The organism is Phyllobacterium sp. SYP-B3895 (genome assembly GCF_009647635.1).
Lineage (GTDB): Bacteria > Pseudomonadota > Alphaproteobacteria > Rhizobiales > Rhizobiaceae > Phyllobacterium > Phyllobacterium pellucidum.
This window is the reverse complement of record NZ_WJIG01000002.1, coordinates 282,095-308,276: the sequence shown is the minus strand read 5'-3', so window position 1 is coordinate 308,276 and position 26,182 is coordinate 282,095. Positions and strand designations below refer to the sequence as shown.

At 59.2% G+C, this 26,182-nt stretch carries 25 protein-coding genes and 1 pseudogene; 16 read left to right on the top strand and 10 right to left on the bottom strand.

What is annotated here, in order from left to right; translation table 11 throughout:
• Positions 1-6: 6 nt before the first annotated feature.
• Positions 7-1,215 (bottom strand): ornithine--oxo-acid transaminase, encoded by a 1,209-nt coding sequence (gene rocD / locus GF108_RS07895; protein ID WP_153668215.1) that lies wholly within the window; start codon positions 1,213-1,215, stop codon positions 7-9.
• A gap of 24 nt (positions 1,216-1,239) precedes the next feature.
• Positions 1,240-2,229: an arginase gene (gene rocF / locus GF108_RS07890; protein ID WP_153667533.1), complete on the bottom strand. Its 990-nt coding sequence runs from the start codon at positions 2,227-2,229 to the stop codon at positions 1,240-1,242.
• 171 nt (positions 2,230-2,400) lie between these two features.
• Between rocF and GF108_RS07885 the strand changes: the two genes are divergently transcribed.
• The 6 genes from GF108_RS07885 to GF108_RS07860 all read left to right on the top strand — a co-directional run bounded on the left by GF108_RS07885 (position 2,401) and on the right by GF108_RS07860 (position 8,486).
• Entirely contained in the window at positions 2,401-2,826 is a 426-nt protein-coding gene (locus GF108_RS07885; RefSeq protein WP_027232580.1) for an Lrp/AsnC family transcriptional regulator, read from the top strand.
• A gap of 27 nt (positions 2,827-2,853) precedes the next feature.
• Positions 2,854-4,257 (top strand): aminodeoxychorismate synthase component I, encoded by a 1,404-nt coding sequence (pabB, locus tag GF108_RS07880; RefSeq protein ID WP_153667532.1) that lies wholly within the window; start codon positions 2,854-2,856, stop codon positions 4,255-4,257.
• Positions 4,254-4,850, top strand: coding sequence for an aminodeoxychorismate/anthranilate synthase component II (locus GF108_RS07875; protein ID WP_153667531.1), 597 nt, complete (start codon positions 4,254-4,256; stop codon positions 4,848-4,850). Before pabB ends, GF108_RS07875 begins: the two co-directional genes overlap by 4 nt.
• 150 nt (positions 4,851-5,000) lie before the next feature.
• Positions 5,001-6,449, top strand: a complete 1,449-nt coding sequence (locus tag GF108_RS07870; RefSeq protein WP_153667530.1) for an aldehyde dehydrogenase family protein — start codon at positions 5,001-5,003, stop codon at positions 6,447-6,449.
• A 115-nt stretch (positions 6,450-6,564) separates the two neighbouring features.
• Positions 6,565-7,977, top strand: coding sequence for a magnesium transporter (mgtE, locus tag GF108_RS07865; RefSeq protein ID WP_153667529.1), 1,413 nt, complete (start codon positions 6,565-6,567; stop codon positions 7,975-7,977).
• 122 nt (positions 7,978-8,099) lie between these two features.
• Positions 8,100-8,486, top strand: a complete 387-nt coding sequence (locus GF108_RS07860; protein WP_027232585.1) for a MerR family DNA-binding transcriptional regulator — start codon at positions 8,100-8,102, stop codon at positions 8,484-8,486.
• Positions 8,487-8,491: 5 nt separating this feature from the next.
• On the opposite strand, the gene GF108_RS07855 is transcribed toward GF108_RS07860, so the two are convergent.
• A complete protein-coding gene (locus GF108_RS07855; RefSeq protein ID WP_153667528.1) occupies positions 8,492-9,463 on the bottom strand; it encodes a heparan-alpha-glucosaminide N-acetyltransferase in 972 nt (323 codons plus the stop codon).
• A gap of 218 nt (positions 9,464-9,681) precedes the next feature.
• Here GF108_RS07855 and GF108_RS07850 point away from each other — a divergent pair, with 218 nt between their 5' ends.
• Positions 9,682-10,881, top strand: coding sequence for an MFS transporter (locus GF108_RS07850; RefSeq protein ID WP_027232587.1), 1,200 nt, complete (start codon positions 9,682-9,684; stop codon positions 10,879-10,881).
• Here GF108_RS07850 and GF108_RS07845 read toward each other — a convergent pair.
• Positions 10,876-11,592 carry a DUF599 domain-containing protein gene (locus tag GF108_RS07845; protein WP_153667527.1) on the bottom strand — a complete coding sequence of 239 codons (717 nt, stop codon included), beginning with the start codon at positions 11,590-11,592 and terminating at the stop codon, positions 10,876-10,878. The genes GF108_RS07850 and GF108_RS07845 overlap by 6 nt on opposite strands.
• A 240-nt stretch (positions 11,593-11,832) precedes the next feature.
• On the opposite strand from GF108_RS07845, the gene GF108_RS07840 reads away from it, so the two are divergent.
• From GF108_RS07840 to GF108_RS07830, 3 genes and pseudogenes are all read left to right on the top strand, one after another.
• Positions 11,833-13,233 carry an L-serine ammonia-lyase gene (locus GF108_RS07840; RefSeq protein WP_153668214.1) on the top strand — a complete coding sequence of 467 codons (1,401 nt, stop codon included), beginning with the start codon at positions 11,833-11,835 and terminating at the stop codon, positions 13,231-13,233.
• 209 nt (positions 13,234-13,442) lie between these two features.
• Positions 13,443-14,915: pseudogene (locus GF108_RS07835) on the top strand (nucleobase:cation symporter-2 family protein); the annotation flags it as partial.
• A 173-nt stretch (positions 14,916-15,088) separates the two neighbouring features.
• Positions 15,089-15,526, top strand: coding sequence for a DUF1489 family protein (locus GF108_RS07830; protein WP_027232590.1), 438 nt, complete (start codon positions 15,089-15,091; stop codon positions 15,524-15,526).
• An 11-nt stretch (positions 15,527-15,537) separates the two neighbouring features.
• Here GF108_RS07830 and GF108_RS07825 read toward each other — a convergent pair whose 3' ends face one another.
• Both GF108_RS07825 and GF108_RS07820 read right to left on the bottom strand, forming a co-directional pair.
• The gene (locus GF108_RS07825; protein WP_051615159.1) at positions 15,538-15,807 is read right to left on the bottom strand and encodes a hypothetical protein; all 270 of its coding nucleotides are present in this window, start codon (positions 15,805-15,807) and stop codon (positions 15,538-15,540) included.
• A 48-nt stretch (positions 15,808-15,855) separates the two neighbouring features.
• Positions 15,856-17,163, bottom strand: a complete 1,308-nt coding sequence (locus GF108_RS07820) for a D-alanyl-D-alanine carboxypeptidase family protein (protein ID WP_153668213.1) — start codon at positions 17,161-17,163, stop codon at positions 15,856-15,858.
• A gap of 303 nt (positions 17,164-17,466) precedes the next feature.
• On the opposite strand from GF108_RS07820, the gene GF108_RS07815 reads away from it, so the two are divergent.
• The 6 genes from GF108_RS07815 to GF108_RS07790 all read left to right on the top strand — a co-directional run bounded on the left by GF108_RS07815 (position 17,467) and on the right by GF108_RS07790 (position 22,993).
• Entirely contained in the window at positions 17,467-17,799 is a 333-nt protein-coding gene (locus GF108_RS07815) for a phasin family protein (RefSeq protein WP_153667525.1), read from the top strand.
• A gap of 201 nt (positions 17,800-18,000) precedes the next feature.
• Positions 18,001-18,354: an ATP-dependent Clp protease adapter ClpS gene (gene clpS / locus GF108_RS07810; protein WP_081815938.1), complete on the top strand. Its 354-nt coding sequence runs from the start codon at positions 18,001-18,003 to the stop codon at positions 18,352-18,354.
• A gap of 6 nt (positions 18,355-18,360) precedes the next feature.
• Entirely contained in the window at positions 18,361-20,823 is a 2,463-nt protein-coding gene (clpA, locus tag GF108_RS07805) for an ATP-dependent Clp protease ATP-binding subunit ClpA (protein WP_027232595.1), read from the top strand.
• Between the two features lie 66 nt (positions 20,824-20,889).
• On the top strand, positions 20,890-21,654 hold the full coding sequence (locus tag GF108_RS07800; RefSeq protein WP_153667524.1) for an AzlC family ABC transporter permease: 765 nt from the start codon (positions 20,890-20,892) through the stop codon (positions 21,652-21,654).
• Positions 21,651-21,998 carry an AzlD domain-containing protein gene (locus GF108_RS07795; protein ID WP_153667523.1) on the top strand — a complete coding sequence of 116 codons (348 nt, stop codon included), beginning with the start codon at positions 21,651-21,653 and terminating at the stop codon, positions 21,996-21,998. The genes GF108_RS07800 and GF108_RS07795 overlap by 4 nt, the downstream gene beginning before the upstream one ends.
• 68 nt (positions 21,999-22,066) lie before the next feature.
• A complete protein-coding gene (locus GF108_RS07790) occupies positions 22,067-22,993 on the top strand; it encodes a phosphatase PAP2 family protein (RefSeq protein ID WP_153667522.1) in 927 nt (308 codons plus the stop codon).
• A gap of 28 nt (positions 22,994-23,021) precedes the next feature.
• Here GF108_RS07790 and GF108_RS07785 read toward each other — a convergent pair whose 3' ends face one another.
• The 4 genes from GF108_RS07785 to GF108_RS07770 form a co-directional block, all read right to left on the bottom strand.
• Complete coding sequence (locus tag GF108_RS07785) at positions 23,022-23,456, bottom strand: HIT family protein (protein WP_153667521.1); 435 nt, start codon at positions 23,454-23,456, stop codon at positions 23,022-23,024.
• Between the two features lie 79 nt (positions 23,457-23,535).
• On the bottom strand, positions 23,536-24,720 hold the full coding sequence (locus tag GF108_RS07780; protein ID WP_153667520.1) for a GNAT family N-acetyltransferase: 1,185 nt from the start codon (positions 24,718-24,720) through the stop codon (positions 23,536-23,538).
• A 116-nt stretch (positions 24,721-24,836) separates the two neighbouring features.
• Positions 24,837-25,556: a glycerophosphodiester phosphodiesterase gene (locus tag GF108_RS07775; protein WP_153667519.1), complete on the bottom strand. Its 720-nt coding sequence runs from the start codon at positions 25,554-25,556 to the stop codon at positions 24,837-24,839.
• 2 nt (positions 25,557-25,558) lie between these two features.
• Positions 25,559-26,023: a RidA family protein gene (locus tag GF108_RS07770; protein ID WP_153667518.1), complete on the bottom strand. Its 465-nt coding sequence runs from the start codon at positions 26,021-26,023 to the stop codon at positions 25,559-25,561.
• Positions 26,024-26,182: the final 159 nt, after the last annotated feature.

Genomic DNA, 26,182 nt, shown 5'->3' with positions numbered 1-26,182 from the left:
CAGCCATCAATTCATGCTGGTGAGAACGGCGTCGAACTGTTCGAGTGCCCAGTCGACCTGGTCGCGCTTGATGACGAGCGGCGGCGCGATGCGGATGGTGTGGCCGTGCGTATCCTTGGCGAGGATGCCGCGTTCCTTGAGCTCGTAGCAAAAGCGATTGGCGCCGCCTGCTTCCGGATTGAGCTCGATCGCGAGCATAAGGCCGCGACCACGCACTTCCTGCACGATATTGCTGCGAATGCCCTTGAGCTGTTCGAGGAAGTATTCTCCCTCCTTGCGGGAGTTTTCGATCATGTTCTCTTCCGTGAGGACGCGTAGCGCCGCCCGGGCAATGGCGCAGGCGAGCGGATTGCCGCCGAACGTGCTGCCATGTTGTCCCGGCTTGAGGACGCCGAGTACATCGCTGTTCGACAGGACAGCCGAGACCGGATAGAAGCCGCCGGAAAGCGCCTTGCCGATCAGCGTCACATCTGCCTCTATGCCCTCGTGCTCCTCGGCGAGCAATGCGCCGGTGCGGCCGAGGCCCGTCTGGATTTCGTCGAGGATGAGCGTGACATTATTGTCGGTGCAGAGTTCCCGCACCTTGGTGAAATAGCCTTTTGGCGGGATGAGGACGCCGGCTTCGCCCTGGATCGGCTCGACCAGGAAGCCGACCGTATTGGGGCTGAGCGCTGCAGTGAAAGCGTCGATATCGCCGAAGGGTACGACCTTGAAGCCCGGGGCGAAGGGACCGAAATTGTCGCGGGCGGAAGGATCGGTGCTGAAGCCGACGATCCCCATGGTGCGGCCGTGGAAATTGTCGGAGCAGACGATGATCTCGGCGGCATTCTCCGGCACGCCCTTGACCTCGTAGCCCCACTTGCGCACGGCCTTGATCGCGGTTTCGACAGCTTCCGCGCCACTGTTCATCGGCAGAATCTTATGCGAGCCGGTAAGGGCCGCAAGTTCTTCATAAAACAATGCCAATTGATCGTTGCGGAAGGCGCGGGACGTCAGTGTCAGTTTCGACGCCTGCTCGGTCATCGCCTTGAGGATCTTCGGATGGCAATGCCCCTGGTTGACAGCCGAATAGGCGGAGAGGCAATCGAGATAGCGATTGCCCTCGATGTCCCAGACGTAAACGCCTTCACCGCGTTCCAGCACCACGTCAAGCGGCTTGTAGTTATGGGCCCCAAGACGGGATTCTGTTGAAATCAGATCAGCGGCTGTGTGCAGCAAAATGTCCTCCTAATGCCAAAATCAAATGCTGAGCGCGCCGGCGCTCTGGTCAGCAAGGTTTGGCTTGTCAAAGATCTGCCGGCCGAACAGGCTGGCAACGAGATCGACGAGCAGCAGCGCGCTTCGGCCGCGCTCGTCGAGGAATGGGTTGAGTTCGACCACGTCGAGAGAGCCGACGACGCCGGAATCGTGCAGAAGTTCCATGACCAGATGCGCTTCGCGGAACGTGGCGCCACCCGGCACGGTGGTGCCGACGCCCGGAGCAAGGGACGGGTCAATGAAGTCGACGTCGAAGCTGACATGCAGGATGCCATTGGCCTTCTGCACACGCTCGATGATGCGGCGCATCAGCTTGGCGACCCCGAATTCATCGATGCGGCGCATGTCGACGACATCGATTCCGCGTTCGCGCAGCAGGACACGCTCCGTTGCATCAATCGAGCGTATGCCGAAAAGGTGCAAATTCTCTGGCTTGACGAAACCGCGCGGCTCTTCGCCGAAAACGCCTTCGAGGCCAGGTTCGCCGCAAAGCAGTGCCGCCGACATGCCATGCATGTTGCCGGAAGGCGAGGTGGCGGGCGTATTGAAATCGGAATGGGCGTCCAGCCACAACACGAAAAGTTCGCGGCCATGCTCCTCGCAGTAGCGGGCAACGCCGCTCACCGAGCCCATGGAAAGGCTGTGATCGCCGCCGAGAATGATCGGGAATGTGCCCTTGGTCAGTGCGTCATAGGTTTCGCTGCTGAGCATGCGCGACCAAGCGGCAATGCGCTCGATATGGTGGGCGAGGCCATCAACGGCTTGAACCACGGGCAAGACCGGAGGCAGTTGCAGATCGCCGCGGTCCTCAACCGGATGACCGAATTCCTCGAGCGTGCGGACGAGTCCGGCAGTGCGCAATGCCGCCGGTCCCATGAGGGCCCCAAGGCGACCCGCGCCTTCCTCGATTGGCGCACCGATGATCGTCAGCTTCTGCTTGTGCGTGTCCTCAAAATTGCTGCGCATGTTCATAAACAACCGCCACTTTCGCGTTTGGATGGTCTCGTTCCGAAATTGAAAGAGAATATTATGTCCTGCAGTGATTTTGGCATTTCGGCGCGGTGACAAATAGACGGCATGTTGATAGAAATGCGCAGGTAATTGAGCATTTTGCTCAAGCACTTTATGCAGAGTGAGAGCCGAATGGACGACGTAGATCGCAAATTGCTGTCGCTGCTGCGCGATGATTGCCGCTTGCCGGTCTCATCGATGGCAACCGTGCTCGGCATATCGCGCGCTACTGTCCGCACGCGCATCGACAAACTGACCACCGATGGGACGATTCAGGGCTTTACCGTCACGCTCAAGGCCGGCGCCGGCATTTATGGCGTGCGCGCCGTGGCGATGATCGAGGTAGCGGGACAGGGCGCCGAGAAGGTGATCCGCCGCTTGCAGGGCTTTCCGGAGATTCGCGCCTTGCACACAACGAACGGCCGGTGGGATATCGTCGCTGAAATCGAGGTGGAGACGCTGGAGGCATTCGACCGCACGCTTCGCGACATCCGTCATATTGACGGAATCACCTCGACGGAGACAAGTATTCTTTTATCGACCCGCAAGAGCGGATAATCTCAAAGGCTGAAGGGAGATCGGCGCTTGCACGTTCGTGAGATTCCATGGCTCGAACCTGTCGAAGCCGCCGAGCGGCTGCGGCCGTTGGGGGGCTTGAGCTTTCTCGACAGCGCCATGCGCCATGACCAGCTGGGCCGCTATTCCTACGTGGCTGCCGATCCGTTCGCCAGACTGATCGTTGCCGGGGGCGAGGTCAGCTGGAACGGCGAAAGGGTCGAGGGCGAGCCGCTCACGGCGATTGCGGACTATATCGGGCGTTACCGGATGGAGGTCCAAGCTGGGCTGCCGCCGTTTCAAGGCGGTGCGATCGGCTATTTTTCCTACGAGTTCGGCCGGCTGCTCGAACGCTTGCCTCAGCCCGGAACACCGCCACAAGGCGGGATGCCGGACGCCGCCTGGCTGTTTTACGATGTCGTGCTCGCCTTCGATCATGCGGAACAGCGGGTTTGGCTTGTTTCCTCGGGTTTTCCCGAAATGGACAGGGCGGCCCGGGAGCGGCGAAGCCAGGAGCGCTCGGACCATTTTATCGAGGCGATCAGTCGTTCCGAGCCGCAGCCATCAGTAGAGATGACCGCGCAGCGCATAGCAAGAACGTCGTGGCGGTCCAACTTTGAACGCGCCGCCTATATGCAGGCAGTCGCCCGGGTCGTTGAGTACATCCTCGACGGGGATATTTTCCAGGCCAACATCGCCCAGCGCTTCACCGCCGAGCTGCCAAAGGGATTCGATCGGTGGCATTTCTACAAGGCGCTGCGCAAGCGCAATGCCGCGACCTTTGCCGCCTATCTCGACCATGGCGAGATTGTCGTTGCCTCGAGTTCGCCGGAGCGCTTCCTTGTCGCCCGCGGCGACCTGGTTGAGACGAGGCCGATCAAAGGGACAATGCCGCGTTCGGCTGATCCGAATGAAGACAAGGCACTGGCGGAGACTCTTCTGAAGTCGGAGAAGGACCGCGCCGAGAATTTGATGATTGTCGACTTGATGCGTAATGACCTTTCCCGCGTTTGCCGGCCGCATTCCGTGCTGACGCCTGTGTTATGCGGCCTCGAAACCTACGCCAGCGTGCATCATCTCGTCTCGGTCGTGACCGGCCGGTTGCAGGAGGACAAGGGCCTTATGGACCTTGTTCGCGCCGCCTTTCCCGGTGGGTCGATTACCGGTGCTCCCAAGCTCAGGGCGATGGAGATTATCACAGAGATCGAAGGTGAGGCGCGCGGTGTCTATTGCGGCTCGATCGGTTTCATTGGCTTCAACGGCAATTTCGACACCAATATCGGCATCCGTACGGTCTCGTTTCAAAACGGCATGGCGGTATTCCAGGCGGGCGGCGGGATCACTGCGCTGTCGGATCCCGCATCCGAGTACCAGGAGACGCTGGACAAGGCAGCGCGCATCTTCACCGTGTTCGATGAGGGCGGGCCGGAATGATCCTCATTATCGACAATTACGATTCCTTCGTCTTTACCGTCGCGCGCTACTTCACCGAGCTTGGCGTCGAAACGCAGGTGGTGCGCAACGATGCGATTTCGGTTGCGGACGTCAAGCGGCTGGACCCGGAGGCAATCGTCCTGTCGCCCGGACCGTGTGGCCCACGGGAGGCGGGGCAATCCATGGCGATCATCGAGGCGCTGAGCGGCGCCGCGCCGATGCTTGGCATCTGCCTTGGCCACCAGTGCATGGGCGAAGTTTTTGGTGGCCATGTGGTGCGGGCGCGTGAGCCCATGCACGGCCGCGCCTCGGCGATCAACCATGACGGCCTGCGCGTGTTCAAGGGACTGCCAAGCCCCTTCCGCGCCGGGCGGTATCATTCGCTGATCGTTCAGGACCTTCCGGGGGATGGCGACCTTCGCATTACCGCGCGCTCCGAGGCTGGTGAAATCATGGGCCTTGCCCATGCCACTCACCCGACATACGGCGTTCAGTTTCATCCGGAGTCGGTACTCACGGAATATGGCCATGCCATGCTCGGAAACTTCCTGCGGCTGGCGCGCGCATTCAATGGAGGCGACAGGACGACATAGGCACGGAGGGCGACGCTATTTTCGCCTCTTTGTTCGATATTCCTGTTGGCCGTACCGGCAATCGTCCTTTACAACTGCAATCAATAAGCGTTGGCGATCGCCGACCGCACATCAACGCACAATCCGCATTTTACAGGCAGGAGACAGACCATGCTGCGCAAGACCGATTTCTATTTAGATGGCAAATGGATAGCTCCAACGGTCGCCAAAGAGCTGGAGGTTATAAACCCGGCCGACGAACAGGCTTTCGCCGTGATTTCGCTCGGCTCGGCCGCCGATGTGGACAAGGCGGTCACCGCTGCGCGCAAGGCATTCGCCAAATGGAGCGTGACCAGCCCCGAAGAGCGCCTTGAATGGCTGCAGCGCCTGCTTGCCGCCTATCAGGAACGCATCGACGACATGGCCAAGGCCATTTCGTCAGAAATGGGCGCGCCGATCAAGATGGCGCTCGACGAGCAGGCGGCTTCCGGCACCGCGCACATCAAGGCCTTCATCCGCGCCTTGAAGAACTTCGAATTCGAGCGTCCGCTCGACGCCCACAACCCGTCGTCGCGCATCGTTTACGAGCCGATTGGCGTGTGCGGCCTCATCACGCCGTGGAACTGGCCGATGAACCAGGTTGTGCTCAAGGTTGTTCCGGCGCTTGCTGCCGGCTGCACGGTCATTCTCAAACCGTCCGAACTCGCGCCGATTTCCTCGGTCATCTTCGCGGAAATCATCGATGCTTCGGGTCTTCCGGCCGGTGTATTCAACCTCGTCAACGGCGACGGCCCGACCGTCGGCGAGGCCATGTCGCGCCATCCCGGCATCGACATGATGTCGTTCACCGGATCGACGCGCGCTGGTGTCGCCGTCACCAAGGCAGCCGCGGATACGGTCAAGCGCGTTTCGCTCGAACTTGGCGGCAAGTCTCCGAACATCGTCTTTGCCGATTCGGACGTCGAGGCCGCCGTGAAACGTGGCGTGGCGCATGTGTTCAACAATACCGGGCAGTCCTGCAATGCGCCGACGCGCATGCTCGTTGAGCGTTCGGTCTACGACACGGCGACACAGGTTGCCGCCGAGACAGCCAAGGCCACCAAGGTCGGCGATCCGTCAGAGAATGGCGACCACATGGGGCCGCTCGTTTCCGAAATGCAGTTCAACAAGGTGCAGGGTCTGATCGAACAGGGCATCAAGGAAGGCGCGCGACTGATTGCAGGCGGTACGGGGCGTCCCGAGGGCTTTAACCGTGGCTACTACGTGCGCCCGACAGTCTTTGCCGACGTCAACAATAACATGACGATCGCGCGCGAGGAGATATTCGGACCTGTACTCGCCATGATTCCATTCGACACGGAAGAGGAGGCCGTCGAGATCGCCAACGATACGCCGTATGGCCTCGCCGCTTATATCCAGTCGGGTGATCCGGAACGAATCAAGCGCGTGTCGAAGCGGCTTCGGGCAGGCATGGTCCGCATAAATGGCGCTTCCCATGCGGCCGATGCACCGTTCGGCGGCTACAAGCAGTCGGGAATTGGCCGCGAGGGCGGCCATTGGGGCCTTGAAGACTTCCTCGAAGTGAAGGCCATTAGTGGCTGGGAAGACACCGCCGCCTGAAAATAAGCGCAAAGCATGCCCGCTAGTTTCCTTTGGGCATGCTTTGCTCTAACTGACAATAGACGGCGTTGGTCGCCCGTCGGGTTTGACTTGTCAGAAAACGGGTGCGGACAGAATGGATGATCTAGAGACCCTACCGGAGGCCGCGTCCGACAATGATGAATCCGACATCTACGGCGATGACGGTGCGGTAAAGACATCCTATCTCGCCCGTGTCGGCGCTGCGATCGCCGATCGCGACGTCCTGTTCCTGCGCTCGCATGTCGGCAAGCTGCATCAATCCGAACTCGGCCACGTTCTAGAAGCGCTGCATTCGGAGCAGCGCGCCGCGCTCGTCGAACTACTCGGTGACGAATTCGACTTCGCCTCGCTGACCGAGGTCGACGAAGCGGTGCGCATGGAGATCGTCGATGCCCTGCCCAACGAGCAGATCGCCGAGGCTGTCCAGGAACTCGACTCCGACGATGCCGTCTACATTCTCGAAGATCTCGACCAGGAAGATCGCGACGAGATTCTGGCGCAGCTTCCATTTACTGAGCGCGTCAGGCTGCGCCGTTCGCTCGGCTATCCCGAGGAAACGGCCGGTCGCCGCATGCAGACCGAGTTCGTCGCCGTTCCGCCATTCTGGACCGTTGGGCAGACGATCGACTACATGCGCGACAATGACGATTTGCCGGAATCCTTTTCGCAGGTTTTCGTCATAGATCCGATGTTCCGGCTGCTCGGCGCCATCGATCTTGACCGCATCCTGCGCACAAGGCGCGACGTCAAGGTCGAAGAGATCATGCACGAGACGCGCCATGCCATTCCGGCCACGATGGACCAGGAAGAGGCTGCGCAGATCTTCGAACAATATGACCTGCTTTCTGCGGCGGTCGTGGATGAGAATGAGCGCCTTGTCGGCGTTCTCACCATCGAGAACATTGTCGACGTTATCCAGGAGGAAGCAGAGGAGGATATCCTGCGCCTCGGCGGCGTCGGCGATGAAGAGCTTTCGGATTCCGTCGTATCGACATCGCGTTCGCGCGTGCCCTGGCTTGTCGTCAATCTTTTTACAGCAATCCTGTCGGCTTCCGTCATCGGGCTCTTCGATGCTACGATCCAGCAAATGGTCGCGCTCGCCGTGCTCATGCCGATCGTCGCGTCGATGGGCGGCAATGCCGGGACGCAGACGATGACCGTGACCGTGCGCGCTCTCGCGACGCGCGATATGGATATCTATAATGCCGGGCGTATCATCCGACGCGAGGCCTCGGTCGGGCTCATCAATGGCGTGGTCTTCGCCATTTTGATCGGACTTGTCGCCGGGTTCTGGTTCGGCCACGCCAATCTCGGCGGCATCATTGCGGCGGCGATGATCATCAATATGCTCGCCGCTGCACTTGGCGGAATACTGATTCCGTTGCTCCTGCACCGTTTCGGCGCAGACCCCGCCATTGCCTCTGCGGTGTTCGTCACGACCGTGACCGACGTTGTCGGGTTTTCATCATTCCTTGGCCTAGCCACCTGGTGGTTTGGCTTTAAGTAACAGCAACTTACCTGATTTTGCACTTAAGTTCACAACCCTATACAATCGTCCAATTGACTTTTACGTAATTGCGTGGGCAAAACATTCAATCGATAGTGGGGGAACTAGCAATAGTGTCGGGTATGCGCGAATATTATTCCATCACCGAATTGACACGCGAGTTCGGCGTATCGACACGGACGCTGCGCTTCTACGAGGACGAGGGACTGATTCATCCGATCAGGCGCGGCCGCACGCGGCTCTTTCGTCCATCGGACCGGCATCTCCTAAAGCAGATCCTGCGCGGCAAACGGCTCGGCTTCTCGATCGCGGAAATTCATGAAATCGTCCAGATGTACCGCGAACCCCCGGGGGAGATGGGACAATTGCATCTGCTGATGAAGCGGGTCGAGGAAAAGCGTGGGGATCTTCGCCAGAAGCGCCGCGATATCGAGGAGACGTTGACCGAGCTCGATCAGGTTGAGGAAGCCTGTATCGAGCGTCTCGCTGAACTCGGTGTCAACACCTAGCCACCTCATTGTGGCATGTTGAGCTGGGTGCACAGCCCGGCAATATCCTGCATCTCCGGATCGTTCTGATCCCGCCTTCCTGCGAACGCGTCGTCGAAAATATTGCGCGCCTTGCTCTCGTTGATAACGCAGGAGCAGAACTTTTCGCAGAACGCCGCTTCGTTGTCGATCGAGCAACTCTGCACGCAGGCATTTCCGAAGATTTCCTCGGGCGTTGCCACCGCTGGCGGGAACACATGCGAGATCAGGAATACGCAGCTGATCAGCAGCGGTTGATGGATCAGATAGAATGCGAGGCTGTGACGGCCAATGAATTGCAGCGTCCGGTTCAGCCAGGCCGGAGCGATATCACCGGCAAGCAGTTTCATAGCACCCGTCCGCTGCATCACCTTGGCAAGTGCCATCCCGAAAAGGACCGCGCCGAACCAGGGGAAAATCGGCACATAGTCATTGGAACGGATCAATACTTCCGAAAGCCCAAGCGGCCAGAACACGGGCGGATCGAACGCCGGCGAAACGAAGTAAAATGGCAATGCCACGACTGCCACCGCCGCAAGCGCGACGATGATCGCCGGAAGCCTCAGGAAAAGCAGTCCAAGTAGGCTCGCCGCCGCTATTTCATGCAGGATCCCGAAGAAAACGAAGCTTTCGGGCGTCATGTACCAGGTGACAAGGGTGATCGCCGCTGCCGCCAGGACAACCTGCGCTAACCGCACGAGGAACGACCGCCACCTTATACCGCGCCCATGGGCAAGAACGAGGCTGAAGCCGACGAGCATCAGGAAAGTCGAGGCAATGATCCGCGCGTAGAGCTTCCAGGCTCCCTGGCCGGTCGTTCCCGGTTCGAGATAACCGAAGAATTCGAAATCCCAGCCGGTGTGATAAGTGGCCATGGCGATAAGCGCGATGCCGCGCAGCACGTCGAGCCTGCCAAGACGCGGCTTTGCGGGCGAAATCGAACTGAGGTTGTCGGTCATGCGGAGAATGCTCGTATGTGGTGTGCTATCCCGCGCACGCTATGCGACATGGCCGGCAAAATCCATTGCATTTCACATTGATCAATCAGGGGTTTTTATTACTTGTTTCAACGGTTTCCATGAAACGGACATAATATGTCGCTCCATCGACGGCCAATGACGGCGCAACGATCGAAACTCGCTGCAACGATCGAATCAATCCCTCCGAAGTCCCTCCGGTGATCAGCCAAGTCCGCTACCCTATCTGGATTACCACGGCCAAGCGTCCGACGGCGCGGGTCTTTGCGATCCTGTTCGGCGTTGAATCGATGGCGCGCGCCATCATCACCAGCGTCGTGCCGATCCAGACCTATGACCTGATGCAGAGCGAGCGCGGCGTCAGTATCCTTTATACCTGCATGTCGCTGTTCGGATTGATCTCGACCCTGTCGATCCCATTGCTGATCGTCCGTATCCCACGCCGCTGGGTCTATACGGCCGGGGTTACATCACTGATCATCGGTTGCATGGCCTTTGCCCTCGACACCTTGCCGGGGCAGGCGGCGGGCCTGTTCCTGCGCACCTTCGGTGCGGGAACCCTGTCGATCACGCTCAGCCTCTACATCATGGACCATATCAAGAAGGGCGAACTCGTCCGCGCCGAGTCGGTGCGCATGGCAACGGCGACGATCGCCTGGACCGGCGGGCCGTTTCTCGGTGTGTTCCTCTATACCCACGTGGGCATGGTTGCGCCGTTCGTGCTGTCGATCGGCTTCTCACTCGTGCTGCTGGCCTTGTTCTGGTACTTCCGGCTCAGCGACAACCCGGCGCTGCAAAGAGGGCCGAGCCGTCCTGCAAACCCCATTGCCAATGTGCGCCGCTTCGTCGTGCAGCCGCGCCTGCGTCTGGCGTGGCTTATCGCGTTCTCCCGCTCCTGCTATTGGAGCACGTTCTTCGTTTACGGGCCGATCCTCATGGTAGCGACGGGGCAGGGAACGCTGGCCGGCGGTCTTCTCGTCTCGCTCGGCAACCTCTTCCTGTTCGGCTCGATCCTCTGGGGCAAGGTCGGCATGTCCAAGGGCCTTATGCGGACGATCTCCGCGGTCTTCATGCTCCTCGCGGTCTCCCTGATCGGGGCAGGCCTCGCCGGTGAGAAATTCCCAATGATTGCCGCCATCATGCTGCTTGTCGGCGCGTTTTTCTGCGTCGCGATCGATACGCTCGGCTCAGCGACCTTCATCCGCGCCGTCCATCCGCATGAGCGCGCGCAGATGACCGCGGTCTACCGGACCTATCTCGATTTTTCCGAGATATTGCCGGCCTTCACCTATTCGATCATCCTGACGTTCTTCCACCTCGGCGCGATCTTCATCGCGCTCGCCGGGCTCATGGTATTCACATCCTTCTTCGTTTGGCGCTACCTGCCGCGAAGCCTATAGCTCGCTCACGTTGTTGCGCATCAAGACGTCGCGCGCCGTCGAGAAGAATTGCCGCCGCAGCAGCACAATGGCGACGAATGTCGTGGTCGCCATGAACAGCAGCGGATGCAGGAACCATCCGAGATAGCCGATAGAAAAGAAGATGCCGCGCAGGCCGCTGTTGAAGTGCTGGCCGGCCTGAATATTGATACCCGCCGCGCGGTTGATGCTGGCAAGGACGAGCGGATCGTCGGGACCCTTGTCTCGCGCCATGGGCACACCGCCGATGAGTATCGAGCAGTAGTTGAACAGGCGATACGACCAGGCGAACTTGAAGAAGGCGTAGGCGAAAAGGACGAGAAGCCCGAGAATTTTGGTCTCGAACAATTGCTGGGTCGTCTCGTTGAGAAAAGGAATCTCGTGAAACAGCGTCAATACGCGGCCTGAAGAATTCAGCAGCCCGAAGCAGCCGCCGATCGCAAGGATGGATGTGGAGGCGAAAAAACCGGTGCCTTGCTGCAGGCCGATCATGATGCTGGTGTCGATCATGCGCAACTCGCGCGTCGCCATTGTCGCCATCCACTGGCGTCGCGCTTCGTTCATCTCGTAGGTGAGGGATTTCCTGCCGCCAAAGCCCTTCGCGGTCGTATAGGAATAGACCATCCAGACAACGAAGAAATAGATGAGCGCCACGGCGTCGAGCCAATAGGATGTGTTTTGGGCAGGTTCCATTTCAGTCCTCTGTGACGCGCGGCGGCAATCGCGAATGTACGGAAATTCCAGCGCTTGGCAAAGCGGCCGGAGGGTATTTTTGGAACGGCCGCAAACCAGGCGATACGGCGTTTTTCTTTGACTTTTGCAACAGCGCGCCTATGTCGTAGAAACACAACGCAAGGTCGGAAGCTGGCTTTGACGTTTGCCGGCAACCGGCCATTATCAACGGAAGCGATCCAGCTCGGGGTAAGTAACCGCATGTTCCTGTCGGTTTTCGATCTTTATAAAATCGGCATTGGTCCTTCGAGCTCCCACACGATGGGTCCGATGACAGCAGGCGGGCTGTTTCTTGAAGAACTAAAGAGCGGCCAGTGGCCACGGCCGAGCGGCGTCAAGGTCGATCATTTGCGCGTTCACCTGCATGGCTCGCTGGCATTTACCGGCGTCGGCCATGCGACCGACCGCGCCGTCATCCTCGGCCTCTGCGGCTACCTTCCGGCCACTGTCGATCCGGACGCAATGGATACGATGCTTGAGACGGTGAGCCGCACGAAGGGCATCTCGCCGGAGGGGCATCCCTCCTACCGCTTCGACCCCGCGACCGACCTGATCATGGACCGGCGCACCCCGCTTCCAGGACACGCGAACGGCATGGCCTTCGAGGCATATGACGCCGACGAGCGGCTGCTTCTGCGCCGTATCTTTTATTCTATCGGTGGCGGTTTCGTCGTCACGGAGGAAGAACTGGAAGCCGCGAAGACCCGCTCCGCGCCAAAGGCTGAAGCGGCCGTCCCGTTTCCGTTTATCAACGCCGCGCAGATGCTGAGCATGGCCAAGGCGAGCGGACTTTCGATCGCTGAAATGAAGCGGCAAAACGAAGAAACCTTCATGAGCCGCGAGGAACTCGACGCAGGTCTCGACCGCGTCTGGTCGGCCATGCGCTCATGCATCGATCGCGGGCTCGCGCAGGAGGGCATCATGCCCGGAGGCCTCAAGGTCAAGCGCCGCGCCCGCTATCTGCACGACCGGTTGCAGGAGGAATGGCGGCAGAACCGGATCAATCCGCTCCTCGCCAATGACTGGCTCTCGGTCTACGCCATGGCGGTAAATGAGGAAAACGCGGCTGGCGGCCGTGTCGTGACCGCGCCGACCAATGGCGCCGCCGGGGTAGTTCCCGCAGTGCTGCGCTATTATCTCCATTTCCACGAGGATGCGGATGCCGACGGCATTCGTGACTTCCTGTTGACCTCCGCCGCCATTGGCGGTGTCATCAAGCACAACGCCTCGATCTCCGGCGCCGAAGTCGGCTGCCAGGGCGAGGTGGGTTCGGCATCCGCCATGGCCGCCGCTGGCCTTGCCGCGGTGCTCGGCGGCTCGCCGGAGCAGATCGAGAACGCCGCGGAGATTGCGCTGGAGCATCACCTTGGCATGACCTGCGATCCCGTGGCCGGGCTTGTGCAGGTGCCCTGTATCGAGCGCAACGCGCTTGGCGCGGTCAAGGCCGTTACCGCCGCTTCATTGGCCGTCAAGGGCGACGGTACGCATTTCGTGCCGCTCGACGCGTGCATCGAGACGATGCGCCAGACCGGCATGGACATGAACGAGCGCTACAAGGAAACCAGCCTCGGCGGGCTTGCCGTCAACGTCGTCGAGTGCTGACGCCCCTCCATTTTTCAGAATATCTGTATTAAGTCCCCCCAGCGCCTTCAGCGCGGCTAATACCGTACACTCCCTCCAATAGGTGCGGATTTCTTGAAAACAGTTTCATCAAATCGGCTAAAGTCAGGTCTTGAAAAGGTTGTCATAGTCTTCGTCCCGCCCGGCGAGGAGGAAAAGCCGGGCATCAAAGGTATTGGGAGGACTTTACCTTGGAAGCAAACACAATCGGACGGCCGCTGGATCAGCGGCCAGAGGATCGAAACCTTGGACTCGGCGCCAATCTCGCCTATGGCCTGCAACATGTTCTAACGATGTATGGCGGCATTATTGCCGTGCCGCTGATCGTCGGCCAGGCCGCAGGCCTTGCGCCTGACCAGATCGGTCTCCTGATTGCCGCCTCGCTCTTTGCCGGCGGCCTTGCAACCATACTACAAACGATGGGAATCCCCTTCTTCGGATGCCAGCTGCCGCTGGTGCAGGGCGTCTCGTTTTCGGGCGTTGCCACCATGGTCGCCATCGTCAGCGGCGGGGGCGGCATGGACGCGGTGCTCGGCGCCGTCATGGCGGCATCGCTGGTCGGCCTGCTGATCACACCCATATTCTCGCGCATCACGCGCTTCTTCCCCCCGCTCGTCACCGGTATCGTCATCACGACGATCGGCCTCACACTGATGCCGGTTGCCGTGCGCTGGGCCATGGGCGGCAACAGCAATTCCCCCGAGTTCGGCAGCGTCGGCAATATTCAGCTTGCTGCGATAACGCTCGTCGTGGTCCTGCTGCTCAGCAAGCTCGGCAGCGCCACGATCTCGCGCCTCTCGATCCTGCTTGCCATCATTATCGGCACCGCCATAGCGCTGGCGCTGGGCATGACCGACTTCTCCAAAGTGGCTGAAGGGCCGATCGTCGCGATACCGACCCCGTTCCATTTCGGCTTCCCGACCTTTCACCTGGCGGCGATCATCTCGATGTTCATTGTCATCATGGTGACGCTGGTTGAAACCTCGGCCGATATTCTGGCGGTCGGTGAGATCATCGAAACCAAGGTCGACTCGAAGCGCCTCGGTGATGGCCTGCGGGCGGACATGCTCTCGAGCCTTATCGCGCCGATCTTTGGCTCATTCACGCAAAGTGCCTTTGCCCAGAACGTCGGGCTTGTGGCAGTCACGGGCGTCAAGAGCCGCTATGTCGTGGCGACGGGCGGTCTGGTGCTCGTAACCCTCGGCCTCCTGCCGATCATGGGTCGGGTCGTCGCCGCCGTACCGAGCGCGGTTCTCGGCGGGGCAGGGATCGTGCTCTTCGGTACTGTTGCCGCAAGCGGCATCCGTACCCTTTCCAAAGTCAACTATACCAACAACATGAACCTCATCATTGTAGCGACCTCGATTGGCTTCGGCATGATCCCGATTGCCGCACCGAACTTCTACGATCACTTTCCCGCCTGGTTCGCGACCATCTTCCACTCGGGGATCAGTTCCGCCGCCCTGATGGCGATTGTGTTGAACCTGGTTTTCAATCATCTCACGGCGGGTAATTCGGACCAGCAGTCCGTATTCGTCGCCGGAACCGAGCGGACCTTGCGCTACCAGGACATCGCGCAATTGCATGACGGCGATTACTTCCTCAACGGCAAGCTTTACGATGCCAACGGCGTGGAAGTGCCGGTCGTGGCTCCGGATAATCATTCGGCGCCGTCGAAGCGGCAGTTCGAACCGGCACCTGCGGCCGTCGCCGGAAGTAGTCACTGATCGCCAAGGAGCCGGGCGCAAAGCCCGGCCACCGCCTCATGAACCGTGGCCCTGTGGAGAAGCCGAGGCAATGGTTGACCTTGGCCGATGAAAGCGTAAATGCTTCTCACATGGCTCTCAATCTCGTCAAACTTTGCGTCGGCTGCAGTGCAATTGAAGAACTCGCGGCCTGGATCGATTTCCGCCTTGACGAACGCCGGCAGGCGGGACTCTCCATCGAGCAGTTTCATACAACCCGGATGGTGCCCAAGCGCATCGACGAACTTCTCGACGGCGGCTCGCTCTATTGGGTGATCAAGGGCAATATCCAGTGCCGCCAGCGACTAACCGACATCCGCACGTTTACGGACGATCAAGGCATTTCGCGTTGCCATCTGGTCCTCGAGCCGCGCATCGTCCCAACTGAATGGCAGCCGCGCCGTGCGTTTCAGGGATGGCGGTATCTCTCCAGCGAAGATGTCCCCATGGATGAAGGACAGGGCAAGTCCGGCCGTGCGAAACTCCCACCGGAACTGCGCAACGAACTCGCCTCGCTGGGCCTGCTCTAAATCTGTTTCGATCAGGAGAGGCGCAGCCGAACCGGACTCACGCCGTTACGGCCGTCCGAGTGAATGCGCAGGCGCACCGGCGGCATCGCCGCGCGGCGGGTGCGTGCAGCCTGACAAAGCAGCACATTGACGAGATCCATCGTCTTGAATGCCGCATTCCCGTGGCGAAGATCGGCGATCCGCAAGGCAGCTTGCTGCAAGGCGTGCATGCCGAACAGTGATGATTTCGATTCCTTGGCAGTCAGGCCCGCCGGGTCATGTATTTCCGTGGTGCTGGACATTCGCAAAACCCTCTACACTGTACAATCTGGGTCTGTCGGGTTGATGCCTTACGATTGTGGTGCAATTGCAAAGCAGTTGAAATTCTGACGCTTCAGTGCGGCACAGGCATTGTTGGCCGCCTTGGCGTTGGTAATGCCGGCAAAGCGCGCACGATGATAAGTCTGCGCACCCTTCTGGAATTTTTCCGTGTAGGGCGAGAGCGAGGCGATCGGACCGCCAACCTGGGCTGCGGCCTTGGCAAGCATTGCCTTGGCTTCTTCGGAGCTGCCGACCGAAGCAATCTGCACCATCCATCCGCCCGCCGACGGCGCGGAAGCGGTGGTTACTGGATCGACTTCGGAAACATCGCCTTCGCCGATCTCGGCCTTTGGCTGAGGCGCCGGAACCTGGAGAACGCGCGCTGCCACCGATGGAACCGGCTTCGGATCGGCATAGGCCGTGATGACTTCAGCCGATTGGGTGGTCGCCACCTCTTCGCGCCGGGCCGGCACTGGGACGGGCGCGGTATCGGGCAGATCGACAGCCGCGACTTCGACCTTGCTGTTGCGACGCGAGGCGATCAGGTTGCCGCCGTCGCGGCGTGAGGCGCTGGGAAGATACTTGTCGATGAGCTGTGCCATCTGCGCGTCGCGGGCCCCGCCGCTCGTGCCGCCCATGACGACCGCGACAAGCTTCTTGCCGTCGACATTGACGGAACTGACGAGGTTGAAACCCGAAGCGCGCGTGTAACCGGTCTTGATTCCGTCGACACCACGTACTTTTCCGAGCAAGCGGTTGTGCCCAACAATGCGTCGTCCGTTGTAGGTGAAGCTGCGTGTGGAGAAATAGTCGTAATATTGGGGGAAATGCTCGCGCAGCGCGATGCCGAGGAGGGCGAGGTCGCGGGCGGAAGAACGTTGCTGCGGATCAGGCAGGCCGTTCGCATTGCGGAACTGCGTGTTGCGCATGCCGAGCTGGCGCGCCTTGTTGGTCATCATCACGGCGAACCGCTGCTCGGATCCGCCGAGATACTCGCCGATGGCGGTTGCCGAGTCGTTGGCTGACTTGGTGATCAGCGACAGGATGGCGGCCTCGGCGCTGATCGTCTGCCCGGGGCGAAAGCCGACTTTCGTCGGCGGCTGACCGGCGGCGTAGGCGGAAACCGGGATGGGTGTCGATTTGGAGACTTTGCCTGCAGCCATTGCGTCGAACAGCATGTAGAGCGTCATCATCTTCGTCAGCGAGGCCGGGAAGCGCTGGGCGTCAGGGTTGGACGAATAAAGCGTCTTGCCGGTGTTGGCATCGACAACGATGGCTGCCGCCTTGGTTTCAGCCGACGCTGCCGAGGTGCCGGCAGCGCTGATGCCGGAGATCATCGAGAGAGCCAGGAATGCATGAGCCACTTTTTTGATTAGTTTATTTGTTTGGCGGGCCGGATGGAGCACAATCAACACCTGTTCGATATGCGGGTGGGTTCTCTTTGATCTGACGCATCAGATTGATTTCGTGAACTTTATCCGCATCAGCGTTACCAAAATGTTTATGGTAACCGCCGCGTTGACGATTTCCCCCGCCTTTATCGAAAAATTTACTCGAATGCTGCAGTGCAGCAAAAAATTGACTTTTTGTGCATTGCACACTAAATGAAGCGCAACAATAACCCATTTAAAGGATGCATCATGGCCACCCCGTTTGAAGCACTGAATGAATCCAGTAAGGAATTCATCAACAGCACGATGAAGAGCGTAAACGCGCTCAGCCAGGGTCTGCAGGCAATTGCAACCGAAGCTGCGGACTATTCGAAGCGTTCGTTCAACGACGGCTCGATCCTCCTGGAAAAGCTCGCCTCGACGAAATCGGCAGAGCAGGCGTTCGCTGCGCAGAGCCTGTTTTCGAAGAAGGCCTATGAGGGCTTCGTCTCCCAAGCCGCGAAGTTTGGTGAGCTTTATGCCGATCTCGCGAAAGAGGCTTACCACCCGTTCGAGTTGGCTGTCGCCAAGGTCGGCAAATAAACCTGAACTTGCTGCTGACACTGTTTAAAAGTCCGGTTGCCCACGCAACCGGACTTTTTTTGTTCCGCTGGGCCAAATGGCCCTTTGCAACGGCAACTTGATATTGCAAGCTTCAGGAGAGGGCTTAAAATCTGCTTGGTGCGACCTACATAGAATGCATGAAGCGACAAATAGCTATCAGGAATGCGGGTGTCTGAAGAGATGATGCGGTTATCACCCATTATGCAAGATGAAGAAAAGGGTGGCGGCAATGGTCCCGGACGTGGCACGGCTGTCATTACCCGGACTAAACCAAAGCTGAAAAAACCCAGCCTTTATCGCGTGTTGCTTCTCAATGACGATTACACTCCAATGGAGTTCGTCATTCATGTTCTGGAGCGTTTTTTCCAGAAGAACAGAGAGGATGCCACACGCATTATGCTCCATGTGCACAATCATGGAGTCGGAGAATGTGGTGTCTTTACCTATGAGGTCGCGGAGTCCAAGATGACCCAAGTCATGGACTATGCGCGGCAAAACCAACATCCGCTGCAATGCGTGATGGAGAAAAAGTGAGGTTTCATGCCATCTTTCTCACCTAGTCTCGAGCGGGCCCTCCATCAGGCGCTGACAATCGCGAACGAGCATCATCATGAATATGCAACGCTGGAGCATCTGCTCCTTGCGCTCATCGATGATCAAGACGCGAGTAGTGTCATGCGCGCCTGCAATGTCGATCTCGCTCAACTGACGCGTACGGTGACCGATTATGTCGATCATGAGCTCGACAACCTCGTGACGGGTTATGACGAGGACTCCAAGCCAACCGCTGCTTTTCAACGCGTCATCCAGCGTGCCGTCATCCATGTTCAGTCTTCGAACCGCGAGGAAGTGACCGGGGCAAACGTCCTGGTTGCGATCTTTGCCGAACGCGAAAGCCATGCGGCGTTTTTCCTGCAGGAACAGCAGATGACGCGCTACGACGCGGTCAACTATATTTCGCACGGAATATCCAAGCGCCCCGGCGCATCCGAGCCGCGCACGCCCCTTGGGACCGAAAGCAACAACGAAGAACATCACGCTTCGGAATCCGATGAGGGCACCAAGAAGAAGCAGGACGCCCTAACGGCCTACTGCAACAATCTCAACGAACGGGCAAAAGCTGGAAAGATCGATCCGCTGATCGGCCGCGACCAGGAAATCAGCCGTACGATCCAGATTTTGTGCCGCCGCTCAAAGAACAACCCGCTCTATGTGGGTGATCCCGGCGTCGGCAAGACGGCCATTGCCGAGGGTCTTGCGAAGCGCATCGTCGAAGGTAAGGTCCCGACCGTCCTCAAGGATGCGACGGTCTTTTCGCTCGACATGGGCACCTTGCTTGCCGGAACCCGCTATCGCGGTGATTTCGAGGAACGCCTCAAGCAGGTCATCAAGGAGCTCGAAGAGTATCCGGGCGCCATCCTGTTTATCGACGAAATCCACACGATCATCGGCGCCGGCGCTACGTCGGGCGGTGCAATGGATGCATCCAACCTGTTGAAGCCTGCGCTTTCTTCGGGGGCGATTCGCTGCATAGGATCAACCACTTACAAGGAGTTCCGCCAGTTCTTCGAAAAGGATAGAGCGCTCGTTCGCCGTTTCCAGAAGATCGACGTCAACGAACCTTCGATCCCCGATGCGATCGAGATCATGAAAGGTCTGCGGCCGTATTTCGAGGATTTCCACAAGGTCAAATACACCGTGGAAGCGATCAAGTCCGCCGTCGAACTTTCTGCGCGCTATATCAACGACCGTAAATTGCCCGATAAGGCGATCGACGTGATCGATGAAACGGGCGCCAGCCAGATGCTGCTGCCCGAATCGAAGCGCAAGAAGTCAATCGGCGTAAAGGAGATCGAAGCGACTATCGCGACGATGGCCCGCATTCCGCCGAAGTCCGTATCGAAGGACGATGAAGCAGTCCTGTCCAATCTCGAGGCTGAATTGAAGCGTGTCGTCTACGGCCAGGATCTGGCCATCGAAGCGCTGTCATCGTCGATCAAGCTTGCAAGGGCAGGCCTGCGCGAACCGGAAAAGCCGATCGGCTCGTACCTGTTCTCCGGCCCGACCGGCGTCGGCAAGACCGAAGTTGCCAAGCAGTTGGCGCATTCGCTCGGCGTCGAACTCCTGCGCTTCGACATGTCGGAATATATGGAACGCCACACCGTATCCCGGTTGCTCGGCGCGCCTCCCGGCTATGTCGGCTTCGATCAGGGCGGCCTTTTGACCGATGGCGTCGATCAGCATCCGCATTGCGTGCTGCTGCTCGATGAAATCGAGAAGGCGCATCCGGATCTGTTCAACATCCTGTTGCAGGTCATGGATCACGGCAAGCTGACCGACCACAACGGCAAGCAGATCGACTTCCGCAACGTGATTTTGATCATGACCACCAATGCCGGTGCCTCGGATATGGCGCGCGCTGCGATCGGTTTCGGGTCTTCGCGGCGCGAAGGCGACGACATGGAAGCGATCAATCGGCTGTTCACGCCGGAATTCCGCAATCGTCTCGATGCGATCATTCCGTTTGGACCGCTGCCGGTTCCGGTCATTCATCAGGTCGTGCAGAAGTTCGTCATTCAGCTTGAGGCGCAACTTGCGGATCGCGGCGTAACCTTCGATCTGCAGCAGGATGCAATCGCCTGGCTGGCCGAGAAGGGCTACGATGACCGTATGGGTGCGCGGCCGCTGGCGCGCGTCATCCAGGAGCACATCAAGAAGCCGCTCGCTGACGAGGTACTGTTCGGCAAGCTGAAGAAGGGTGGCACGGTTCGCGTCTCGGTTGCCGAGAAGCCCGATGGTTCACGTGGCCTCGTCCTCGACTATGTCGCTGACGAAGTCGTCGTGAAGCCAAAGAAGGAAATTCCGGTCGAGAAGAAGCCGGTTGCAAAGCGCAAGCCCGCGCCGAAGAAGCCAGCGCTCGAAAAGGCCGGTGCCGGTCTCGCAACGAGCGAGCCGCACGTGCTGCGCAAGGCGTCGGTGCCGAAAGTCCCACGCAAGAAATGATGAAAAGGCCGCCTTCGGGCGGCCTTTTTCTTGCCCGCTGTGCTGCTTGCCTTTATCGCTGGACCCATGGCTGATTCCGCATTGCCCTCTCATCTGCCGGAACGAGAAGAAGATCCGGGGAGCCACCTCAAATGGTTTCTCTCCGGCGCGGCGATGATACGCACCATTCCTGCACTGATCCTGATGACGGCGCATGTGGGATTTGCCGGCCTTGCCAGCCAGAGCGGAGTGACGGTTGGGGAAGCCATGTTCATGGTTGCGGCGATCTGGGCGCTGCCCGCCAATATCGTGCTTATCGGCGCAATCGGTGCCGGCTATTCGATCCTCGGCGCCGCAGTCGCGGTCGCGCTCTCCTCGATCAGATTTGTTCCCATGGTCGCCGCGTTCGTTCCCGAAATGCGCGGGCCGAAAACGCGCAAGATCGTGCTTCTGTTTCTCTCTCACTTCATCGCAGTAACTGCCTGGGTGCTGGGAATGGAGCATCTGCGCAGCGTGCCGGTCAAAATGCGCACAACCTATTTCGCCGGCCTTGGCATGACGCTGACCACAGCCAATACGCTTGTTGTCGGTCTTGTTTACTATCTTTCGACCGATTTTCCCCCGCTCGTATTCGCCGCGCTATTTTTCCTCACGCCAATGTATTTTCTGGCCTCGCTCTGGGGTTCGGCCCGTGACCGTACGGTGCATGTCGCCATGATTTCGGGTCTGCTGCTGTTTCCGCTGATCCACCATATTGCGCCGGCCTATGACCTGCTTCTCACGGGTGTTGCCGGCGGTGCGGCTACGATGGCCTACCTCCACTGGACAAAAGCGCGGGGCAGGGCGTCATGACCTGGGACAGCATCTCCGCCTGGTGGTGGCCCTACCTCTTCATACTGCTCGCCGGCTGGCTTCCTACCGATATCTGGCGGTGGATCGGCGTACTTATCGGCGGAAGGGTTCGCGAAGACTCAGAAGCCCTCGTCATTGTGCGGGCGGTGGCAACCGCCCTTGTCGCAGGCGTTATCGCTCAACTGATCCTCTACCCGAGCGGTTCGCTTGCTGAATCGTCGGTGTTTTTGCGGATAGGTGCGGCGGCAGCGGGTTTCTTTGCCTATCTCAGCCTTGGCCGGCGTGTGATCGTCGGCGTTATCGTTGCCGAGATTATCCTGGTTGCCGGACTTGTCCTCGCGTAAGCGCAGCGTTGATTCAGCGATCCTTAATTGGACCGGGTTAAAATCCCTAAAAAAGACAGGGGTGAGCGATGGTTCTCTATCCGGCCGAGAAAATCGTCGGTGGCATTATTGCTATGCTGCTTATGATCAACATTATACTTGCCAGCGCGAAGGGCGTCACCGTTGATTGGCTTGGCTATGCCGTTGGCGGCAGCATGGGGCTCGCCGCCATCGCGATCGGACAATTTTATCGGCTCTACCGCCACGACGAGAAAATCGCGGTTCCCACCACGGCAACGGGTTTCTACCTGCTCTTCTCGCTCGTCGGGTCGGTGTTCAATTATCTGCTGCTGCCGGTGGGAGAGAGTTACGACCGGCTCCTGATCGAGTGGGATCGCGCTCTTGGATTTTACTGGCCGGATTTCGTCCAGGCCGTCGTGGAGGTTCCCTACCTTCCAACTATATTGCGCGTGATATACGGCAGTTCGCTCATCCAGATCACGTGCGTCATTCTCCTTGTCGGCTTTTTTGGATCCAAACGGTCGTTGCACCTCTTCCTGCTTACGGGCACCTTGTCGGCACTTTTGACCATTCTGGTGTGGCGCATAGTTCCCAGTGCTGGCGCCGCCGCCTACTACACGTTGCCGCCTGAATTGGAGGCACGTCTCGGCGCCATCGTCGATCATGCCTACGGAGTGGAACTTCTGCGGTTATATCGCGAGGGAGCTGCCTATATCTCGCCGCAGGATACTCGGGGCCTGATCGGCTTTCCGTCGTTCCATACCGTGATGGGCTGTCTTTCCGTTTACTTTACGATGGGTTTTCGCAAGATATTTCCGGTTATCGCGATCATCAATATTTTGATGGTCCCTGCCATCATCGTTCATGGCGGACACAACATCGTCGATCTGTTTGGCGGCGTCGCGATTTTCACCCTTGCGCTCCTTGCGGCGCGCACAATTCTTGGCCTTGGTCGGTCCGAAGTGAAGGCACAACTGGCCGCGGAGTCGCATTAGAATTACACCGGCTGGATGTTCAGGTGCCTCAACTGCCCTGCGCGAGCGCCTGCCGAATCTTCTCCGCGTTTGCCGCGAGAACGCCCTGATCTTCCATCTGCCCCGTATGGGGTTTCAGGGGAATGCCTTCAAACCGCGGAATGACGTGGAAGTGCAGGTGGAATACCGTTTGGCCCGAGGCCGGCTCATTGAACTGCATAACCGTGACGCCATCCGCGTCGAAGGCCTTTTTCACCGCCCGAACAAGTTTCTGGGTGGTCGTGACCACCGCAGCCAACGGTTCGGCTTCAACGTCGAGCAGGTTGCGGCACGGAGCCTTGGTGATGGCCAGGCAATGGCCGTTGCCCTGTGGCATGACATCCATGAATGCATAGGTGTCCGCATCCTCGTACAATTTATGCGATGGAATTTCACCCCGCAGGATTTTGGCGAACACGTTGTTGTCGTCGTAGGGCTCTGTCATCACGCACCTGTATCGCTGGGAAACCGGCCGCGATGTTTGCCAAGGCGGGCGCGCTAGTCAAGCGGTTAAGCAATGCTCGTCAGTGATCGGAGTTCTTGAACGGCGCGTGCTCGCTCAGTGCCTCGTTGAGGAGCGCGACTTCACTGCGCTCATGGCGAAGGAAATCACTCACCGCGCGCCGCAGCCCTTCATTGGCAAGGTAATGGACAGAGTGGGTGGTAACCGGCAGGTAGCCGCGGGCAAGCTTGTGCTCGCCCTGCGCACCGGCCTCGACGACACTCAGCTTACGTTCGATGGCGAAGTCGATGGCCTGATGGTAGCAGACTTCGAAATGCAGGAACCGATGATCCTCGATGCAGCCCCAATGCCGACCGAAGAGCCGGTCGGATCCGATGAAGTTGATAGCGCCGGCAATATATCTGCCCGCCCGTTTTGCCATCACCAGCATAATGTCTTGCGGCATGCGCTCGCCGATCAAGGCGTAGAATTCGCGGTTGAGATAGGGGCGTCCCCATTTGCGGCTGCCAGTATCCATATAGAACGCAAAGAAATCGTCCCAAACCTCATCGGTGATATCGTCGCCCGTCAAACGCTCGATGGTGATATCGTCGGCAACGGCTTCGCGGCGCTCGCGTTTCAATGCCTTGCGTTTGCGAGAGGCGAGGGTTTCTAGAAAAGCGTCGTAGCTTTCATAACCCTCGTTGAAGAAATGGAACTGCTGGTCGGTGCGATGCAGGAAACCGGCTTCCGTGAAGGCGCCGAGATCGTTATCGTTGACAAAGGTTGAGTGAGCCGACGAAACACCCATCTGGTTGGCCAATTGGCGAAGGCCATTGGCGAGAGCGGTTCGCACGGCCGCCTGGTCCCAGTCGCGATTTACCAGTAGCCGAGGACCGGTCACCGGCGTGAAGGGGACGCTCGCCTGCAGCTTCGGATAGTAACGACCACCGGCGCGTTCAAAAGCGTCGGCCCAGCCGTGATCGAATACATATTCGCCCTGGCTGTGGCCCTTCAGATAGCACGGGATCGCGCCGATCAGATTGCCGCTGTCGTCATCGAGGCGCAGGAATTGCGGCAACCAGCCGGCCCGGCGCGCGACGCAACCCGAATCTTCGAGCGCCGACAAGAAGGCATGCGAGAGAAAGGGGTTGTAGCCGGCCATGGTGCGATCAGCGCCGATCAGCTTTGCCCATTCCTCGCGCGTGAATGCGCCAACGCCCTCGCAAGCGCGCAAGGTAAAATCGCCTCGATGAGAATCATGCATCGTTGGGTTGGTTCCTGGCTTAGCCTAAGCTTACGGGCCGGCGACGCGCCGACCCGTGCAACCGCTTAAGCTAAAGCTAGGCATTTCATCCTGCGATGCAAGGGGCAGGGCGCATGCTATGCGGCGTGCGGGTCGAAACCCTCGAAGGTGATCTGATCAACAAAGGCATCGCTCGTTGCCTTGTCCGCGAGGCTCCTTGCCGTCCAGGAAATCACCGGCAGTCCGAGCTTGCCGCGAACGAACTTGACGAAGCGATTGTCGAGATGGTGCACGTTGTAGGATACGAAATCGATGTCATGAGCGAGCATGGAAAAATGCGCCTCGAGATCGGCGTCGCGCAATCCTTCAGCAGTCAGGCCGGCGGGTATGCCGGGCGCATCCGTGCCGAAGAGCCGGATCAGATGATGGTCGAACGACATGATCGCAGCTTTTCCCGCATAGCCGGCAAGGTCACTTGCAACCGCCTTGACGAGGCCGTCGTCTCGCCCCGGAATGCCCTTGAGTTCGATGACGATCGGAACCCGCCCGTCGATCAGCTCCAACGCTTCGACGAGCGTCGGAACATGATCGTCCGTGCCGCCGACCCGCAGGGCCCTCGCCGCCTCGACAGTCACTTCGTCGATATTGCCTTGTCGGCCGATCAGCCGATCCAGCGTTCCGTCGTGAAAGACGATGGCCTTGCCGTCGGCGGAAAGGTGCACGTCGCATTCGATGGCGTACCCCGCGCTCGCGGCCGCTTCGAATGCGGAGAGCGTATTCTCCCAGCGGGTTTTGTTGAGATCATGCAAACCGCGATGGGCGATCGGCACATCCTTGAGCCAGTCAGCCGATGTCATGATCAGCGGACCTCGATGATGGCTTCGACTTCAACGGGCGCGTTCAGGGGCAGGGCGGCTGTCCCCACCGCCGAGCGGGCATGGCGGCCCGCATCGCCGAGGACGGCAACCAGCAGATCCGAGGCGCCGTTGGCGACGAGGTGCTGTTCGGTGAAATTCGGCGTCGAAGCCACGAACACGGTGATTTTCACGATGCGCGCGATCTTATCGAGATCACCCAGTGCGGCCTTGGCCTGCGCGAGAATATTGATGGCGCAAGCCCGTGCCGCCTCCTGGCCCTCGGCAACGGCAAGCTGCGCTCCGAGAAGCCCGGTGTGGATGAGTTTGCCGCCGGATAGCGGCAATTGTCCGGAGGTCAGCAGCAGAGTTCCCGTCTGTGCGAAGGGCACGTAGTTTGCTGCGGGCGCTGCGGCGACCGGCAATTCTATGCCGAGTTCCTTCAGGCGGGATTCGATGGTGCTGGTCATGATATCTTCATCCTTATCAAGCGGAATCGTAATGAATGTGACGCAAGGTGCGATTTTTGCCTCGCTTCCGCCAAGAGTTTTTTTAATATGCGCGTTCTAATATGGAGAATCTTGTCTATGCGCGTCTTGTCCGCTCTCGTTTTCAGCCTCGGTGCCCTT

Excerpts from the sequence above, each read along its gene's own strand:
- GF108_RS07855 (WP_153667528.1), bottom strand. The coding sequence starts at position 9,463 with ATGACCGACAACCTCAGTTCGATTTCGCCCGCAAAGCCGCGTCTTGGC.
- rocF (WP_153667533.1), bottom strand. The coding sequence starts at position 2,229 with ATGAACATGCGCAGCAATTTTGAGGACACGCACAAGCAGAAGCTGACG.
- GF108_RS07840 (WP_153668214.1), top strand. The coding sequence starts at position 11,833 with ATGTTCCTGTCGGTTTTCGATCTTTATAAAATCGGCATTGGTCCTTCG.
- GF108_RS07800 (WP_153667524.1), top strand. The coding sequence starts at position 20,890 with ATGGCTGATTCCGCATTGCCCTCTCATCTGCCGGAACGAGAAGAAGAT.
- mgtE (WP_153667529.1), top strand. The coding sequence starts at position 6,565 with ATGGATGATCTAGAGACCCTACCGGAGGCCGCGTCCGACAATGATGAA.
- GF108_RS07825 (WP_051615159.1), bottom strand. The coding sequence starts at position 15,807 with ATGTCCAGCACCACGGAAATACATGACCCGGCGGGCCTGACTGCCAAG.
- clpA (WP_027232595.1), top strand. The coding sequence starts at position 18,361 with ATGCCATCTTTCTCACCTAGTCTCGAGCGGGCCCTCCATCAGGCGCTG.
- GF108_RS07795 (WP_153667523.1), top strand. The coding sequence starts at position 21,651 with ATGACCTGGGACAGCATCTCCGCCTGGTGGTGGCCCTACCTCTTCATA.
- GF108_RS07820 (WP_153668213.1), bottom strand. The coding sequence starts at position 17,163 with ATGATCTCCGGCATCAGCGCTGCCGGCACCTCGGCAGCGTCGGCTGAA.
- GF108_RS07780 (WP_153667520.1), bottom strand. The coding sequence starts at position 24,720 with ATGCATGATTCTCATCGAGGCGATTTTACCTTGCGCGCTTGCGAGGGC.
- GF108_RS07830 (WP_027232590.1), top strand. The coding sequence starts at position 15,089 with ATGGCTCTCAATCTCGTCAAACTTTGCGTCGGCTGCAGTGCAATTGAA.
- GF108_RS07845 (WP_153667527.1), bottom strand. The coding sequence starts at position 11,592 with ATGGAACCTGCCCAAAACACATCCTATTGGCTCGACGCCGTGGCGCTC.
- GF108_RS07885 (WP_027232580.1), top strand. The coding sequence starts at position 2,401 with ATGGACGACGTAGATCGCAAATTGCTGTCGCTGCTGCGCGATGATTGC.
- GF108_RS07875 (WP_153667531.1), top strand. The coding sequence starts at position 4,254 with ATGATCCTCATTATCGACAATTACGATTCCTTCGTCTTTACCGTCGCG.
- GF108_RS07815 (WP_153667525.1), top strand. The coding sequence starts at position 17,467 with ATGGCCACCCCGTTTGAAGCACTGAATGAATCCAGTAAGGAATTCATC.
- GF108_RS07860 (WP_027232585.1), top strand. The coding sequence starts at position 8,100 with ATGCGCGAATATTATTCCATCACCGAATTGACACGCGAGTTCGGCGTA.
- GF108_RS07775 (WP_153667519.1), bottom strand. The coding sequence starts at position 25,556 with ATGACATCGGCTGACTGGCTCAAGGATGTGCCGATCGCCCATCGCGGT.
- GF108_RS07770 (WP_153667518.1), bottom strand. The coding sequence starts at position 26,023 with ATGACCAGCACCATCGAATCCCGCCTGAAGGAACTCGGCATAGAATTG.
- GF108_RS07870 (WP_153667530.1), top strand. The coding sequence starts at position 5,001 with ATGCTGCGCAAGACCGATTTCTATTTAGATGGCAAATGGATAGCTCCA.
- GF108_RS07790 (WP_153667522.1), top strand. The coding sequence starts at position 22,067 with ATGGTTCTCTATCCGGCCGAGAAAATCGTCGGTGGCATTATTGCTATG.
- GF108_RS07785 (WP_153667521.1), bottom strand. The coding sequence starts at position 23,456 with ATGACAGAGCCCTACGACGACAACAACGTGTTCGCCAAAATCCTGCGG.
- clpS (WP_081815938.1), top strand. The coding sequence starts at position 18,001 with ATGATGCGGTTATCACCCATTATGCAAGATGAAGAAAAGGGTGGCGGC.